15 protein-coding genes are annotated in these 14,259 nt (G+C 69.0%); 9 read left to right on the top strand and 6 right to left on the bottom strand.

Features of this window, described 5'->3' with window-relative positions:
* Positions 1 to 4 precede the first annotated feature (4 nt).
* Complete coding sequence (locus ACLJRM_RS19105) at positions 5 to 517, bottom strand: CGNR zinc finger domain-containing protein (protein WP_410663805.1); 513 nt, start codon at positions 515 to 517, stop codon at positions 5 to 7.
* 25 nt (positions 518 to 542) lie between these two features.
* Between ACLJRM_RS19105 and ACLJRM_RS19100 the strand changes: the two genes are divergently transcribed.
* A complete protein-coding gene (locus tag ACLJRM_RS19100; protein WP_410598985.1) occupies positions 543 to 731 on the top strand; it encodes a hypothetical protein in 189 nt (62 codons plus the stop codon).
* Here the strand turns inward: ACLJRM_RS19100 and ACLJRM_RS19095 are convergent.
* Complete coding sequence (locus tag ACLJRM_RS19095) at positions 722 to 1,834, bottom strand: tyrosine-type recombinase/integrase (RefSeq protein ID WP_410663804.1); 1,113 nt, start codon at positions 1,832 to 1,834, stop codon at positions 722 to 724. The genes ACLJRM_RS19100 and ACLJRM_RS19095 overlap by 10 nt on opposite strands.
* A gap of 348 nt (positions 1,835 to 2,182) precedes the next feature.
* On the opposite strand from ACLJRM_RS19095, the gene ACLJRM_RS19090 reads away from it, so the two are divergent.
* Positions 2,183 to 3,301, top strand: a complete 1,119-nt coding sequence (locus tag ACLJRM_RS19090) for a cytochrome P450 (RefSeq protein WP_410663803.1) — start codon at positions 2,183 to 2,185, stop codon at positions 3,299 to 3,301.
* Here the strand turns inward: ACLJRM_RS19090 and ACLJRM_RS19085 are convergent.
* Positions 3,292 to 3,717 (bottom strand): nucleoside deaminase, encoded by a 426-nt coding sequence (locus tag ACLJRM_RS19085; protein WP_410663802.1) that lies wholly within the window; start codon positions 3,715 to 3,717, stop codon positions 3,292 to 3,294. The genes ACLJRM_RS19090 and ACLJRM_RS19085 overlap by 10 nt on opposite strands.
* Positions 3,714 to 4,583: an LLM class flavin-dependent oxidoreductase gene (locus ACLJRM_RS19080; protein ID WP_101607776.1), complete on the bottom strand. Its 870-nt coding sequence runs from the start codon at positions 4,581 to 4,583 to the stop codon at positions 3,714 to 3,716. Before ACLJRM_RS19080 ends, ACLJRM_RS19085 begins: the two co-directional genes overlap by 4 nt.
* Before the next feature lie 92 nt (positions 4,584 to 4,675).
* Between ACLJRM_RS19080 and ACLJRM_RS19075 the strand changes: the two genes are divergently transcribed.
* On the top strand, positions 4,676 to 5,122 hold the full coding sequence (locus ACLJRM_RS19075) for an Lrp/AsnC family transcriptional regulator (RefSeq protein WP_101607777.1): 447 nt from the start codon (positions 4,676 to 4,678) through the stop codon (positions 5,120 to 5,122).
* A 36-nt stretch (positions 5,123 to 5,158) separates the two neighbouring features.
* Here ACLJRM_RS19075 and rox read toward each other — a convergent pair whose 3' ends face one another.
* A complete protein-coding gene (rox, locus tag ACLJRM_RS19070; protein WP_101607778.1) occupies positions 5,159 to 6,607 on the bottom strand; it encodes a rifampin monooxygenase in 1,449 nt (482 codons plus the stop codon).
* Positions 6,608 to 6,871: 264 nt separating this feature from the next.
* Between rox and ACLJRM_RS19065 the strand changes: the two genes are divergently transcribed.
* The 3 genes from ACLJRM_RS19065 to ACLJRM_RS19055 are packed head-to-tail and all read left to right on the top strand — an operon-like array spanning position 6,872 to position 9,537.
* Positions 6,872 to 7,546, top strand: coding sequence for a TetR/AcrR family transcriptional regulator (locus ACLJRM_RS19065; RefSeq protein ID WP_410663801.1), 675 nt, complete (start codon positions 6,872 to 6,874; stop codon positions 7,544 to 7,546).
* On the top strand, positions 7,543 to 8,676 hold the full coding sequence (locus ACLJRM_RS19060) for an FAD-dependent oxidoreductase (RefSeq protein WP_410663800.1): 1,134 nt from the start codon (positions 7,543 to 7,545) through the stop codon (positions 8,674 to 8,676). The genes ACLJRM_RS19065 and ACLJRM_RS19060 overlap by 4 nt, the downstream gene beginning before the upstream one ends.
* Before the next feature lie 54 nt (positions 8,677 to 8,730).
* The gene (locus ACLJRM_RS19055) at positions 8,731 to 9,537 is read left to right on the top strand and encodes a hypothetical protein (RefSeq protein WP_410663799.1); all 807 of its coding nucleotides are present in this window, start codon (positions 8,731 to 8,733) and stop codon (positions 9,535 to 9,537) included.
* Positions 9,538 to 9,880: 343 nt separating this feature from the next.
* Here the strand turns inward: ACLJRM_RS19055 and ACLJRM_RS19050 are convergent, their stop codons facing one another.
* Positions 9,881 to 10,456, bottom strand: a complete 576-nt coding sequence (locus tag ACLJRM_RS19050; protein WP_101607782.1) for a TetR/AcrR family transcriptional regulator — start codon at positions 10,454 to 10,456, stop codon at positions 9,881 to 9,883.
* A 223-nt stretch (positions 10,457 to 10,679) separates the two neighbouring features.
* Here ACLJRM_RS19050 and ACLJRM_RS19045 point away from each other — a divergent pair, with 223 nt between their 5' ends.
* Genes ACLJRM_RS19045 through ACLJRM_RS19035 form a run of 3 tightly spaced genes read left to right on the top strand, consistent with a single transcriptional unit; the run spans position 10,680 to position 14,252 of the window.
* On the top strand, positions 10,680 to 11,132 hold the full coding sequence (locus tag ACLJRM_RS19045) for a (2Fe-2S)-binding protein (protein ID WP_101607783.1): 453 nt from the start codon (positions 10,680 to 10,682) through the stop codon (positions 11,130 to 11,132).
* On the top strand, positions 11,119 to 12,078 hold the full coding sequence (locus tag ACLJRM_RS19040; protein ID WP_410663798.1) for an FAD binding domain-containing protein: 960 nt from the start codon (positions 11,119 to 11,121) through the stop codon (positions 12,076 to 12,078). Before ACLJRM_RS19045 ends, ACLJRM_RS19040 begins: the two co-directional genes overlap by 14 nt.
* A complete protein-coding gene (locus tag ACLJRM_RS19035; RefSeq protein ID WP_410663797.1) occupies positions 12,078 to 14,252 on the top strand; it encodes a xanthine dehydrogenase family protein molybdopterin-binding subunit in 2,175 nt (724 codons plus the stop codon). Before ACLJRM_RS19040 ends, ACLJRM_RS19035 begins: the two co-directional genes overlap by 1 nt.
* Positions 14,253 to 14,259 lie beyond the last annotated feature (7 nt).

Here is a 14,259-nt window from a genome sequence, read left to right as displayed (position 1 = left end):
GCGCCTAGCTCGCTTGCCGGGTGCGGTGGTCGGCGACGTGGACCCTGGTGGCGCAGCGGGTCGAGCAGAACCGGCGGCGTCCATTGCGGGAGACGTCGACGTAGACCGTTTCGCAGCCTTCGCGCGAGCAGACGCCGAAGCGGTCCGGGGCGTCGCAGACGAGGTGCGCGAGCCCACCCGCGGTGTAGGCCCGGACCCGGGAGACGGTGCCGGCGTGCGCGTCGACGTAGTGCAGGTGGGGTGCTTTGCCGTCGTGGGTCGAGATGTACGGCTTGGACGCGGAATCGTGCAGCAGCGCGTTGACCAGGTCGACCCGCGCGTCCGGATCCGCTTCGAAGACGTTCCGGAGCCTGGTGGTCCAGGCGATGATCTCGGTCGATTCGGGTTCCCGGACGGTGGGGACGGTCATGCGGTCTTTGAAGATCGCGGTCAGCGTGGCCGGGCCGGCGGCGTCGCCCAGGTTGACCAGGTCCGCGGCGATCTGCGCGGCCGCCCCGCCGTAAGGGTTGAAGTGCATTGACCCATTACAGCACGATCGGGGCATGGAATCGAACCTGTGCCCGCGGTGTGGGTGGCCGCTGGCGGAACTGCCCGGAAGCGCGACGAAGTCCCAGCGGGTCTCCCAAGGGAGGCTCGAGTACGTCCGATGCCTGTGCGGGAGCTGGCTGGCGCGGGTCGACGGTGTCGTGATCGGGGCGACGAAGTCCCAGCTGGGACAGGCTCAGCTTTGACGGTGGCGTGCGTCGGCGAGCAGTTGCGCGAGCGCGTGCACGGGGGAGGTCTCCAGCTTGTGCCGGTGGGCGTCGTAGCGGTCGCGGGTGGTGCGGATGTCGGCGTGGCCCAGCAGGTCCTGGACCTTCTGGACCGGGACGTCGTTGGCCAGCAGCAGGGTTCCGGTGGTCCGCCGCGCCGTGTGCGGGGAGATGGTGTTCGCTTCGGTGAGTCCGGCTGCCTTGGCCTGTGCCCGTAGGAGGAACCAGACATCGCGTTGCGCCAACGGTTTTCCGCCGGTTTTGGTGCTGTCGTAGCGATGGGGCATGGTCGCGAGCAGCGGTCCGGTCAGTTCGTCGGGGCGGACCCCGGTGCGGGCCGCTCTCAGGTCGAGGTAGCGGCGCAGCGGGTGCAGGGCGGCGGGGACGAGCGGGACGAAGTCGCGGTGGCCGCCTTTGGCTGTGTAGCGCAGGATCGTGTGCCCGGCGTCGGTGTCGAGGTCGCGCACGGTGGCGGTGGTCAGGCCGGAGACGCGCAGGCCGGTGTAGAACAGGATCGCGACGACGGCGGCGTCGCGCCAGGACGCTTCGGTGTCGTTGGCGCGGGCGCGGTTCTCCATGTGGTTCAGCAGTTTCGCCGTCGACTCGCCGCCGAGCGCGGGCAGCGGCGGGGTCTTGCCGGTCTTGGGCCGGTTGACCGCGGAGACCGGGTTGCGGTCGGCGATGTCGTTGGACTGCAGATACCGGTACCAGCTGGAGATGCCGGCGAGGGTGCGCGCGACGGTGGAGTCGGCGGCGGGCCGGGGCAGGCCGTCCCTGCCGGTGACGGTGAGGGTGTTCTTCCAGGCGTCGACGTCGGCGCGCCGGGCCGTCAGCGGGTCGAGTCCCGTGCGGTCGCACCAGCCGAGCCAGGCGGCGAGGTCGGCGTAGTAGGCGCGGCGGGTGTGGTCGGTCTTGTCGGTTTCCAGCCAGAGCGTGGTGATGTGCCGGATGGCGTACCGGTCGAGCGGGTCGGCCGGGGGGAGCGTGGGCAGCAACGCGACGGCTTCGGCGAGGACCTGTCGCCGGTTCTCGGCCTTGGTCTCCGGCAGTTTCGGGGCTGCGGGCACGAGTTCGGCGGACATCACGATCATCCTAACGTAACGCGGCCCGTCACGACGGCGAAACTCGGCTCGTCCGGTCCTCGTCTTGTTCCGCTATTGACAAGTTCGTAATGGGCCCCATATTTTTCTGCTCGTCACGTTGATGACGCACTGGGGATTGGGGGTTGACACAATGAAAGCTGTTCGTTTCTTCACGCGTTCGATGCTGCGTAGCATGCGCAGCAAGGAATCGGGCTGGGTGATCTACTACATGGATTACTGATCCTGAAGTGTTTTCCGGTTGCGGCGGCGATCTCGGGATCGCCGCCGCAACCGTCGCGTTCTGGGGGAATTGTGCACACAGTCGTCGAGGGCGTCACGGGTGGCCTGATGGCCGATCCCCTGCGCCCCCTTTTGGCGTGGGACCGGGCGAACACGCCGCCGGTGGTCCTGTTCGAGCCGGGCCGGTATCTGGTGTCGGACGCGGAGATCGCCCGGACGGTGCTCGCGAGCACGACAGAACCGTTCGAAGCCCGCGCGGCCACGCTGGGCGCTGTCGCGGACTGGATCCCGGGTTCGGAGAAGAGCCGTCCGGTGAACGCCGCCATCGCGCGGGAGCTGGACGCCGTGCTGCGGTCGCTGCCACAAGAGCGGATCACGGAGGAACTCCGGGTCGCGATGGACGGCGAGGCCTGGCCCTCGGCGGTGTCGGACCTGTACCTGCGGTTGTTCGGCGATCGGCTGCTGCCCGATCTCTCCCCGTCCGCGAGGAAGGCCCTGCACCGGGCGTTGTCGCTGTCGAACCGGCGTGACCGGGACCGATCCGCGACAGTCGCGTTCCGCCGCCGGATCGCGCACAGCCGGGCGGAGGCCGCGCTCCACCGCTGGGCGTCCGCCCGGGACGGGGACACCGGCTTCCAGAAGGCCGTCCACGACGCTGTCGGGTCGATGGACGATGTCGCGCTGGTGCTGCACGGCCTGATCGGGGCACTGTGCCGGGCGACCGCGATGGTGCTCGCCTGGTGTGTGCTGCTCGACAGCGGGTGGCGCGTCGGGATGCCCGCCGGTGCCACCCTCACCAGGGGCGAACCGGGTGATCCGGTGGAGAACCGGGTGCGTGAGGCGTTGCGGCTGTGGCCGACGGCCTGGCTGATGTCCCGGAAGGTCACGACCCCGATCGACGTGGGCGGGGTGGCGCTGTCACCGGGCGAAAGGCTCTTTCTGTGCAGTTTCCTCCTGCACCGTGATCCACAAGTGTGGAATGACGCCGACGAGTACCTCCCGAAACGCTGGGAGAATCCGCCTCAGGGTTACAAGTCCGTCTATCTCCCCTATGGTTTCGGGGCGGCCGCCTGTGTCGGATCGCGTTTCGTGAACCAGGCGACCGCCAAGATCCTGGAATGCTGGGATGAATTACCGGCCCGGAAAATCGAACTGTTGAAGGAAAATCCGGTGATGGGGCCGATTCTGGCCCCACCGGAATTCCGATTCGCCGGTTCTCAGGTGTAGTACCCGGCAACCGGGACACGGGCCTCGTCGAACAACGCAGGCCCTTCCAGTCGCACCGCCGGCGCGGTGGACGGCGGTTTGAGCGCGGTGACCTGCTCGCCCGACAGGGCGAACACGACCCGTCCCAGGCCGGAGCGTTCGATGGCGCCCTGGCACATCCCGCACGGCTGGCAACTGGTGTACATCGTCGTCTCCGCGGCGACGACAGGGTCCAGTTCGCGCGCGGCCCACACGGCGAGCTTCAGTTCCGGGTGCAGGCTGATGTCCGACTGCGACACCGACGTGTTGTGGTCTTCGGCCAGCACCGTGCCGTCGGGGCCGACGAGAAGCGAGCCGAAGGGCGGGTCACCGTCCTTCCGGGACTTCGCGGCCAGCTCGATGGCGTGGCGGAGGAACTTGTCGTCTTCGTCGGTCATGATCGCTCCCGTTCCGGCCGGTATCGGCCCAGTTCCCAGTGTGCTGCCACGGTCGCCAAAGCCTGCCAGGCGGCTTCCGGGCGGAGTGTTTCCTCGGGGTCGCCGGAGAACGGGTCGAGCACGACCGTCTCGGCGCCGAGGTGGCGAAGCCGGTCGAGGTCGTCGACGATCTGCTCGATCGTGCCTTCCCCGGCGAGGCGTTCGGGTCCGGTGATCGGACGGTCGGTGACGTTCAGCAGGATCCGCGGGGTGAACGCGGGGACGGGCCGTTCTTGGGCGTCGGCGATCGTCTTGACCCTGGTGAGTGCTTCGGTGAGCCAGGGGAGGGAGGTCCGCAGAGGATGCCAGGCGTCGCCGACGCGGACGGCGCGGCGGATCCCGGCGTCGCTGTTGCCGCCGACCCAGATCGGGATGTCGCCCGCGCGGTAGTCGGCGTCGTTCGCCCACGCCTTCCGGACGGCGTCGAGGTGGTCGTCGGTCAGCCGTCCTCGTTTCCCGAACGGGACATCGAGCGCTTCGAACTCCTGCCGGGCCCATCCGGACGCGACACCGAGCACGAGCCGTCCGCCGCTGAGCTGGTTCAGGTTCGCGGCCATGCGGGCGATCAGCAGTGGATGCCGGTACGGGACGATGAGCACGGTGGTGCCCAGCCGGATTCTGCTCGTCACGCCGGCCAGCCACGACAGCGTCGTGAACGGCTCGTAGAACGGCGCCGGGTACTGCTCGGCGACGTCGGGGGTGATGGCGACGTGATCGGACACCATGAGCAGGTCGTAGCCGAGGCCTTCGACCGTGGTGGCCCAGCCGCGGAGGATCCCGGGGTCGGTCCCCGGTCCGAAATTCGGGACGTTGACACCTATTCGCACAGGTCAAGGCTATCGGTGCGACGGCGAGCCGGGAAGAGATCTTTCCCGGTGCGCGGGCGTTCCCGCCGTGGATCTGCCGGTATTCTGGCCGGATGGCCGAGACTCTCGACGCGACGGACTGGGCGATCCTGATCGAGCTCCAGAAGGACGGGCGCCTCCCGCTCACCGAGCTGGGGAAGCGGGTCAGCCTGAGCGCGTCCGCGACGACCGAACGGGTCAAGCGGCTGGAGTCGGCGGGGGTGATCACCGGCTACCGCGCCGACATCGACCTCGAAAAGGCCGGGTACGTGGTGCTCGCGGTGGTGCGGCTGAAGTACCCGGGAAGCAAGCACGCGCCGTTGTACAAGCTCCTGGCGGAGCGGACCGAGATCCTCGAATGCCTCCGGACGACCGGTGACGACTGCTATTCGCTGAAGATCGCCGCGCCGTCGATGGGGCGGCTGGAGGAGATCGTCAACGAGCTGGCGCTGTTCGGGAGCACGAACACCAACATCGTCTACAACCAGACGTTGCCCTACCGGGGGCCGCAGGGCCCGTGACCGGACCGGTCACGGGCCCTGGTGCTGGTGCTGGTGTCAGGCTTGTCCCGCCGTCTCCCGGACTTCGCCCTCTCCGAACCACCGGCGCAGCGCGGCGTCCAACCCTTCCTGGTCTTCGCCCGCCCACGCCACGTGACCGTCCGGCCGCAGCAGGACCGCCGGTACCTCCAGCTCTTCGCTGACGTCGACGACGTGGTCGACCCGTTCTCCCCAGCTCCCGACCGAAAGCCGTCCGGTCTGATCGAGCAGCAGGCCACGGCCTGCGTGGGTGAGGTCGTACAGACGGCCGTCCTTGAGCGCCACGTCCCGCATCCGCCGCCCGAGCAGGGCGTGGCCGTCGCCGAAGTCGTAGCGGATCCCGATCGCGACGATCTTCTCGACCAGATACCGGTGGACCTCCTCGAAGTCCATCAGCTCCGACAGCAGCCGCCGCACGGCCTGGGCGCCGGGCTCGGTGGACATCAGTTCGGCCTGCGCCCGGGTGTTGTCCAGGACCTCGGCGGCCACCGGATGCCGTTCGACGTGGTAGCTGTCGAGCAGCCCTCCCGGCGCCCAGCCCGCGATCTCGGCGGCCAGTTTCCAGCCGAGGTTGAACGCGTCCTGGATACCGAGGTTGAGCCCCTGCCCGCCCAGCGGCGGGTGGACGTGCGCGGCGTCGCCCGCCAGCAGTACCCGGCCGACACGGTAGCGCTCGGCCTGCCGGGTCGCGTCGCCGAACCGGGACAGCCAGCGCGGCGAGTGCACACCGAAATCGGTGCCCGCGTAATGCCGCAGCCGTTGCTTGAACTCCTCCAGCGTCGGCTCGACCGTGCGGTCCTCCCGCACACTCTCGGCCGGGACGACGACGCGGTACACGCCCTCGCCGGACGGACCGAGACCGAAGAACTTCTCGGTCTTGCGGATCTCGGTCACCACGGCGGTGATCTCCTCCGCCGTCGCGGTCACTTCCATCTCGCCCAGCAGGTTCTCGTTCCTGGCCGGGTCGCCGGGGAAACCGACACCGAGCAGCTTGCGCACCGTGCTGCGCCCGCCGTCGCAGCCGACGAGGTAGCGCGACCGCAGCCGGGTGCCGTCGGCCAGCTCGACCTCGACGCCCTCGTCGTCCTGGCTCAGCCCGACGACCTCGGTGCCGCGCCGGATCTCCGCACCCGCCTTGACGGCGTGCTCGGTCAGCAGCCGCTCGGTGGCGGGCTGCGGGATGCCGAGGACGTAGGCGTGCGCGGAGTCCAGCCGGGGCGCCCGCGGTTTGACGATGGCGGCGAAGTGACCGTTGAGTTCGTACTGCTTGCCGGTCTCGTGGAACCGCTCCAGGAGACCGCGCTGGGCCATCACCTCGATGCTGCGCACGTGGATGCCGAGCGACCGGACGTGATCGGTCGGCTCGGTCAGCCGTTCCAGCACGACGACGCGCACGCCGTGCAGCCGCAGCTCGGCGGCCAGCATCATGCCGGTCGGTCCGCCGCCGGCGATGATGACGTCGATCATGAATCCCCCCGATTGATCAAGCTCATGGTTCATGAAACCCCTGATTTCCGCAGGTTGTAGCCCTACGGCGGAAGATTGTGAAGCACGATGGGGGTCTTGCCGCAAGCCCCCGGGTGCGCTATATCTTGAAGGGGAGGGGGAGAACCCCTCCTTTTTCGTCCGCTCTGGACAGCTCCCGGAAAGCCGATTCCATTCATTGTGACCTGTGACGAACATGTTCGGTCCGAACTTGTTCGTCACGAACATGTTCGCTACCGTGGGCATATGGCACCTGAGAAGAGCCGCCGGGAACGTCCGGCCAAACCCGCACTGAGCCGCGACGGCATCGTGGCCGCGGCCGTCGGGATCCTGCGGGAAGAAGGCCTGCGGAAGGTCACGATGCGCCGCCTGGCCCAGGAACTCGACACCGGCGCGGCCTCGCTCTACGTCTACGTCCGCAACACCGCCGAACTGCACGCGGCGATCCTGGACGAACTCCTCGGCACGATCGCCCCGCCGCCGTCCGAAGGCGACTGGCGTGACCGGCTCGAGCGGCTGCTCACGGCCTACACCGCGATGCTGCTCGAGTACCCGGGTCTCGCCCTGTCCGCGCTGGTGGCCCGCCCGAGCGGGGAGAACTACCTCGGCCTGGTCGAAAACCTGCTCGTCCTGCTCGCCGAGGGCGGCGTGCCCCCCGAACAGCGCGCCTGGGGAATCGACCTCCTCCTGCAGTACGCGACGACGACCGCGGCCGAGCACGCCGACGAGGAGCCGCACGGTGACTGGGACGCGTTGGCCCTCGCCGTACGGGACGCCGACGAGACGACCCACCCGCAGATCGCCGCCCACGCGGCCGATCTGCTCACCGGACGGCCCGAGCAGCGGATGTCGTGGGGCTTGCGGGTGCTGATCACCGGGATCACGCACACCGCCGTACCACCCGAAAGGAACCCGACATGACCACACATCACCCCATCGCGATCATCGGCGCAGGCCTCGGCGGACTCACCCTGGCCCGTGTTCTGCACGTCCACGGCATCGAGGCAGCGGTCTTCGACCTCGACACGTCGCCGTCCGCCCGGACACAGGGCGGGATGCTCGACATCCACGACGAATCCGGCCAGGAAGCACTCCGGGCCGCCGGTCTCCACGACGAGTTCCGCGCGCTCGTACACCCCGGCGGCGAGGCCATGCGCATCCTCGACCGCCACGGCGTCGTCCACCATGAGGAAGCCGACGACGGTGACGGAGGCCGTCCCGAAGTCGCCCGTGGCGACCTCCGAGACCTTCTGCTCGGCTCACTGCCCGAAGGCACCGTGCGCTGGGGCGCCAAGATCACCGGCGCACGCCCGCTCGGCGGCGGTACACACGAAGTGACTCTCGCCGGGGGCGCCACGTTCACCACAGACCTGCTGATCGGCGCGGACGGCGCGTGGTCCAAGGTCCGGCCCCTGGTCTCCGACGCCGAACCGGCCTACGAGGGGCTCTCGTTCGTCGAAGTCCACCTGTGCGACGCCGTGATCCGTCATCCCGCGAGCACCGCACTGATCGGCGGGGGCATGTTCTTCGCACTCGGCGCGGGCAAAGGATTCCTGGCGCACCACGACTCGGCAGGCAGCCTGCACGTCTACATCGCGTTGAAGACCGCCGAAGACTGGATCTCCACCATCGACTTCACCGACACCACCACCGCGAAGGCCGCGGTGCTCGCCCATTTCGACGACTGGGACGCAGGCCTGCGGGCACTGATCACCGACGCGGACGGCGCCCTGACCCCACGGCCGATCCACGCGCTGCCGATCGGACACCACTGGGACCGCGTCCCCGGGGTCACCCTTCTCGGCGACGCCGCCCACCTGATGTCACCGTTCGCCGGCGAGGGCGCCAACCTCGCGATGCTCGACGGCGCCGAACTCGGCCTGGCCCTCGCCGCTCACCCCGGCGACGTCGACGCCGCCTTGGCCGCCTACGAGAAGGCGTTGTTCCCCCGCAGCGAAGCCTCGGCAGCCGAATCCGCCGAAAGCCTCGTGCTCTGCTTCGCCGAAGACTCCCCGAAGCCCTTGCTGGAACGATTCGCGTCCTATCACTGAGGCAACCACCGCGCGGTGCCGGGCGTAGATCCATTAGGCGCGCGAGGGGGAACGATGGCGAACGCGATGACGGGCTGGCCCGGCGAACCAGGGTTCGACGAGATCACGGCGACCAGGCAATGGCTGGGCAAACGCGGCGTCGAGGTGGGGGAGCCGTCAAGACTGCTCGCCGCCCGCGTCGGCACCCGCTTGAGCCGGCGGACACCAGGCCGGTTCCGCTGGCTCGCCGGAGCGGCCGTGGTGAGCGTCCTGCTGGGCATGGCCGCTGGAGCCGTGGGGCTCGGCGGCAACGGGATTCTTCTCGGCCTCATCTGTGCCTCCCTGGAAGTCGCGCTCTGGCTGTCGTACCGACACCGCGAGCGGGCACTGGGACCGTTGCCGGTGATGGACCGGCGCTCCAGGAGACCTTCGGCTTTCGCGATCCTCGGCGCCTGGTACGTGGCCTCGTTCGTGATCACTTTCGGCGGCGGAGCCGCTCTCACGGCGGCAATCCACCTCACCACCCCGGCGAAGGCGTACGCGTGGGGGCTGGCCGCCCTGCTCGGCTGGGCCGCGCTCTGCTGCGCGGTGATCCTCATCGGCACCCTGCGCCGGCCGGTGTACGCCGAGGACACCGCTTCGGCGGCCGTCGACACCGAACTGCGCGTCCTGGACAGTCAAGCCGCGATACCCGGTTTCTACCCGGTGATCGTCCTGTACGACATGGCCGTCGGCGACCAGGCGCCCGCCGAGTTCACCGGCTGGCTGATCGCCTACGCCGTCCTCGCGTTCGGGACGACGGTGATCGGTGTGTGGCGGCACCACCGCCGTCCCGCGTTGCCGCCCGGCGACTACGGCACCCCCGTGCAGGTCTCCTCGTGAGTGGTAAGGACGGTTATTGAGGGGGTAGGGCAAAGGTGTCGTTGTGGCTGAATCCAAGGTGAGCGAGGGCGTGACTCGCGTGATCAGACGCCGAACTCCCTGATCGCCGCCCGTTCACACGTGAGCGTCCATCCTGCCTGAACGCGACACGTTCGACCTTCCCCTCAATAACCCTCTTTACCACTCACGACCCCCACCGCAAACGCACATGTGGGCATCAATCGGACATTCAGCTGCCAGCGAGTGTCCTCTGTGGATACTCGGAACGACTGGCGTCCGCAGGTCAGTCCAGAACCACGCCACGAAGGCCACCGCTCGACCTTGAAGTCGGCGAAGGTGTCGCTCAGTCCCGGCTGGTGCCCATCCCTCGCCACAGCAGGTCGACGAGACTCGCGACGTCGCGCCGCCACTCGCCGTTCGGGTCGAGGTACAGCAGGCCGCCCAGGCTCCGGAGCACGGTCTCGGGCTTCAGGTCCGGCCGGACGGTGCCGGCGGCGACGTTGGCCTCCAGCAGTGTGGCAACCGCGCCGACCATGGACTCGTAGGCGCCAGCCGGCAGTTCGCCTCGGGAGGCCGTCGCGGAGCGCAGCGCGTCGGCCAGCCCGCGCTTGGTCATCATGTAGTGGGCCAGGTGGTCGGTCGTCCACGCGCGGAAGGCCTCCTCCGGCGCGTACTGTTCGAGCAGGCTCGGCACGACGTCGACGAGCTGGCGCACCTCGCGCTGATAGACCGCCAGGATGAGTGCTTCAGGGGTCGGGAAGTGCCGGTACACCGTGCCGACGCCGACTTCGGCCTGCTTCGCGATGGCGTTGAACGAGACCTCGCCCGACCCGGCCAAGGACTTCGCCGCGGTGACGAGGATGCGTTCGTGGTTGCGCCGGGTGTCCGCGCGCCGGGGATTGACCGATCCCGTCGTCATGGTCCCTCCCGTCCGCCGATCCCGTTCATCGTGAATGTAGCCGAGGAACCCGGGGGACCTGGAGTGACTCCAGGGGCGAGTACCGACATTGCGAAGCGGATTGTAATCCGCTAGCTTGAAAAATGAAGCGGATGAATATCCGCTACACCTCTCGGACGGACTCCCACCACCTCAACCTACGCCGTCGGGCGCTCGGTCCTGACGATCTGCGGAAAGAGATCCAGTGGACATCTCACTCGAAGTCAATGGCAGGACGGAACACCTGAGTGTCGATCCCGGGGTGACACTGCTGGACGCGCTGCGTGAGCGGCTCGCCGTCACGGGGCCGAAGAAAGGCTGCGACCGCGGGCAATGCGGCGCGTGCACGGTGCACGTCGACGGACGGCCGGTGCTCTCCTGTCTCACCTTGGCCGCCACCGTGAAACAGCCGGTGACCACGGTCGAAGCACTGTCCACAGTGGATGGACTGCATCCGGTGCAGCAGGCCTTCGTCGACCAGGACGCCCTGCAGTGCGGGTTCTGCACGTCCGGACAGATCATGTCGGCGGTCGCCGCCGTCGAGCAGGACGTCCAGGACGTCCGCGAGTTCATGTCCGGCAACCTCTGCCGGTGCGCGGCGTACCCGAACATCATCGCGGCGGTCGAGCAGGCGAGGCGGGCCGATGCGTCCCTTTGAGCTGATCGCCCCCGAGACCGTCGAAGCCGCTGTCGCCTCACCCGGCACCTTCCTGGCGGGCGGGACCACACTCGTCGACCTGATGAAACTCAATGTCCTGACACCGCACCAGGTGCTGGACATCAACGCGGTCCCGCTCCGCGGCATCGACACCGCCGACGGGCTGCGGATCGGCGCGCTGGAGCGGATGAGCGACATCGCCGGGCACCCCGGCGTGTACCCGGCGATCTCCCGTGCCCTGCTGCTCAGCGCCTCCCAGCAGATCCGGAACATGGCCAGCATCGGCGGAAACCTGATGCAGCGCACCCGCTGCTCGTACTTCCGGGACGTCGCCATGCCGTGCAACCGGCGGGATCCCGGCAGTGGCTGCCCGGCGATCTCGGGTGCCAACCGGATGCACGCGGTGCTGGGCACCAGCGACTCGTGCGTGGCGACCCACGCCAGTGACGTGGCCGTCGCGCTGGTCGCCCTCGACGCGCGGCTCCGCCTGGTGAGCGCCACCGGTAGCCGCACCGTCGAGCTGGGCTCCTTCTACCGGCAGCCGGGGGAAACCCCTGAGGTGGAGAACGACCTGCGCCCCGGCGAGCTGATCGCCGAGGTCGTGGTCCCCAGGCTGGACTGGGCCTCGAACTCCACGTACGTCAAGGTGCGCGACAGGCAGTCCTACGAGTTCGCGCTGTGCTCCGCCGCGGTCGCGCTGCACGTCGAGGACTCGCGCATCGTCGACGCCAGGGTCGCGGTGGGCGGCGTGGCCACCGTGCCGTGGCGGCTGCCCGAGGTCGAGGCGGCCTTGCGCGGCGCACCGGCGACCGTCTCCGCCTTCGAAGACGCCGCAGCGCTGGCCGTCCAGAACGCGCGCCCGTTGGCCGCTAACGGATTCAAAACGTCGTTGCTGCCGCGGACCATCGTCCGCGCGCTGCTCGAACTGACCGAGGGGAGCCGCTGATGACCAGCCGGGTGGACGGGCCGCTGAAGGTCACCGGCCAGGCCGAATACGGGGCGGACCACACCTTCCCCGGAATGGCCTACGGGTATGTCGTGACCAGCTCGATCGCCCATGGCGAGATCGAGGCGATGGACGTCGCGGAGGCACGGGGTGCTCCCGGCGTGATCGGTGTTTACACGCCGTTCGACCCGCTCGAGCTGCGGACCCCGGTCACGATGTTCATGGGTGAGACCTGGGTTCCTTTGCAGGACAAGGAAGTCGCCTACTACGGCCAGCCGATCGGCTTCGTGGTGGCCGACACCTACGAACAGGCGCGCGACGCCGCGATGCTCGTCGAGGTCTCCTACCTGGCCCGTCCCGCGTTGACGTCGCTGCAGGAAGGCCTCGCCACGGCCGAAGACGCACCGGCGGCGAGGGACGGTTCACCACCGTCGCTCGCGGTTCTCGCGCCCGGCGTCGACTCCATCGAGGACGCGCTGGGCGAGAGCCCCGTGGTCGTCGAAGCCACGTACACCACCGCGACCCAGAACCACGCCGCGATGGAACCGCATTCCGCGGTCGCCGTGTGGGGTCCCGAAGGCCTGACGATCCACAGTGGAAACCAGGGATCCGATCTCCAGGCCGCGGAACTCGCAGGCGCGCTGGACACGAAACCGTCCGAAGTGCACGCGGTGAACCCGTTCGTGGGCGGGGCGTTCGGCGGCAAGGGCCGCACGTCCACGCCGGCGTTCCTGGCGGCCGCCGCCGCCCGGGTCCTCGGCAGGCCGGTCAAGGCCGCGCTCAGTCGGGAACAGGTCTTCACCGCGACCGCGGGCCGCGCCGCGACCGTGCAGAAGATCGCCCTCGGGGCCGAGCACGACGGCACCCTCAACGCGCTGCGCCACGACTCCTGGTGCAGCACACCGATGGACCGGTCGTTCGTCGAGCCGACGTCGCACGGCACCTCACGCGAGTGGTACGCCACCCGGAACCTGGCCATCAGCCAGAAGATGGTGCCGCTGAACGTTCCGCCGACCACCTTCATGCGGGCGCCCGGCGAGGCGCCCGGATCTTTCGCGCTGGAGAGCGCGATCGACGAGCTCGCGGTCGCGCTGAACATGGATCCGATCGAGCTGCGCCAGCGGAACAACTCGACCGCGCCGCCCGGCAAGGATCTGCAGTGGTCGAGCAAGCACCTCGACGAATGCTTCCGGGTCGGCGCCGCGCGGTTCGGCTGGTCTGAGCGCTCGCCCCAGGGACGGGCGGACGGAGACTGGCTCGTGGGTGTCGGCACGGCGACGGCCATGTTCCCCGCTCTGCGTTTCCCTGCGACGGTCGGGATCACCCTGCGGTCCGACGACACGGCCGTCGTCGCGACCAGCGGGGCGGATCCGGGAACCGGCCTGCTGACCGTGCTTTCCCTGGTCGGCGGGGAATCACTGGACATCTCGCCGGATCGGGTGGTGCCGCGGCTCGGTGACTCCGCACTGCCGCCCGGCGGCATGTCCGGTGGCTCGACGGCCACCGCGAGCGCGGGAACGGCCATCATGATCGCCGCGGCGAAGGCGATCGACGACCTGCTGGCGGTGGCGTCGGCCCCGGGAGCGCCGTTCGACGGCATGGACGTCTCCTACGCGGACGGCCGGGTGCTGGCCGGAGACCGGTCGATGACCTTCGGAGAGCTCCTGCGGGCCTTGAACCGCCCGTCGATCTCCGTGACCGGATCGTCGGCACCCGGCGAGGAGCTGACGAAGCATTCGTTCAGCTCGTTCGGCGCCCAGTTCTGCGAAGTCCGCGTGCACAAGTGGACCCGCGAGATCCGGGTGTCCCGCATGCTCGGCGTATTCGACGCCGGCCGGATCATCAACCCGACGGCGGCGCGGAGCCAGATCATGGGAGGCATGATCTGGGGCGTGTCGGCCGCTCTGCACGAGGGGCTGGAGATCGAGGCCAACGGGCGATTCGCCAACGGTGACTTCGCGAGCTACCTGATCCCGGTGAACGCGGACATCCCCGAGGTCGACGTCCATTTCGTCGAGTACCCGGACACCCTGCACAACTCGATCGGCGCGAAGGGAATCGGCGAGATCGGCACCGTCGGGATGGCGGCGGCCGTGGCGAACGCCGTCCACAACGCCACCGGCATCCGGGTCCGGCACATCCCCATCCAGATCGAGGACCTTCTCGACGAGTAGGGGGCAC

The sequence above is a fragment of the Amycolatopsis sp. lyj-84 genome (genome assembly GCF_046549075.1).
Taxonomy (GTDB): domain Bacteria; phylum Actinomycetota; class Actinomycetes; order Mycobacteriales; family Pseudonocardiaceae; genus Amycolatopsis.
The sequence above is the reverse complement of the archived record's forward strand: the minus strand, read 5'-3'. Positions and strand labels throughout refer to the sequence as shown.

Excerpts from the sequence above, each read along its gene's own strand:
- ACLJRM_RS19035 (WP_410663797.1), top strand. The coding sequence starts at position 12,078 with ATGACCAGCCGGGTGGACGGGCCGCTGAAGGTCACCGGCCAGGCCGAA.
- ACLJRM_RS19055 (WP_410663799.1), top strand. The coding sequence starts at position 8,731 with ATGGCGAACGCGATGACGGGCTGGCCCGGCGAACCAGGGTTCGACGAG.
- ACLJRM_RS19090 (WP_410663803.1), top strand. The coding sequence starts at position 2,183 with ATGGCCGATCCCCTGCGCCCCCTTTTGGCGTGGGACCGGGCGAACACG.
- ACLJRM_RS19040 (WP_410663798.1), top strand. The coding sequence starts at position 11,119 with ATGCGTCCCTTTGAGCTGATCGCCCCCGAGACCGTCGAAGCCGCTGTC.
- ACLJRM_RS19050 (WP_101607782.1), bottom strand. The coding sequence starts at position 10,456 with ATGACGACGGGATCGGTCAATCCCCGGCGCGCGGACACCCGGCGCAAC.
- ACLJRM_RS19075 (WP_101607777.1), top strand. The coding sequence starts at position 4,676 with ATGGCCGAGACTCTCGACGCGACGGACTGGGCGATCCTGATCGAGCTC.
- ACLJRM_RS19105 (WP_410663805.1), bottom strand. The coding sequence starts at position 517 with ATGCACTTCAACCCTTACGGCGGGGCGGCCGCGCAGATCGCCGCGGAC.
- ACLJRM_RS19060 (WP_410663800.1), top strand. The coding sequence starts at position 7,543 with ATGACCACACATCACCCCATCGCGATCATCGGCGCAGGCCTCGGCGGA.
- ACLJRM_RS19095 (WP_410663804.1), bottom strand. The coding sequence starts at position 1,834 with ATGTCCGCCGAACTCGTGCCCGCAGCCCCGAAACTGCCGGAGACCAAG.
- rox (WP_101607778.1), bottom strand. The coding sequence starts at position 6,607 with ATGATCGACGTCATCATCGCCGGCGGCGGACCGACCGGCATGATGCTG.
- ACLJRM_RS19085 (WP_410663802.1), bottom strand. The coding sequence starts at position 3,717 with ATGACCGACGAAGACGACAAGTTCCTCCGCCACGCCATCGAGCTGGCC.
- ACLJRM_RS19065 (WP_410663801.1), top strand. The coding sequence starts at position 6,872 with ATGGCACCTGAGAAGAGCCGCCGGGAACGTCCGGCCAAACCCGCACTG.
- ACLJRM_RS19100 (WP_410598985.1), top strand. The coding sequence starts at position 543 with ATGGAATCGAACCTGTGCCCGCGGTGTGGGTGGCCGCTGGCGGAACTG.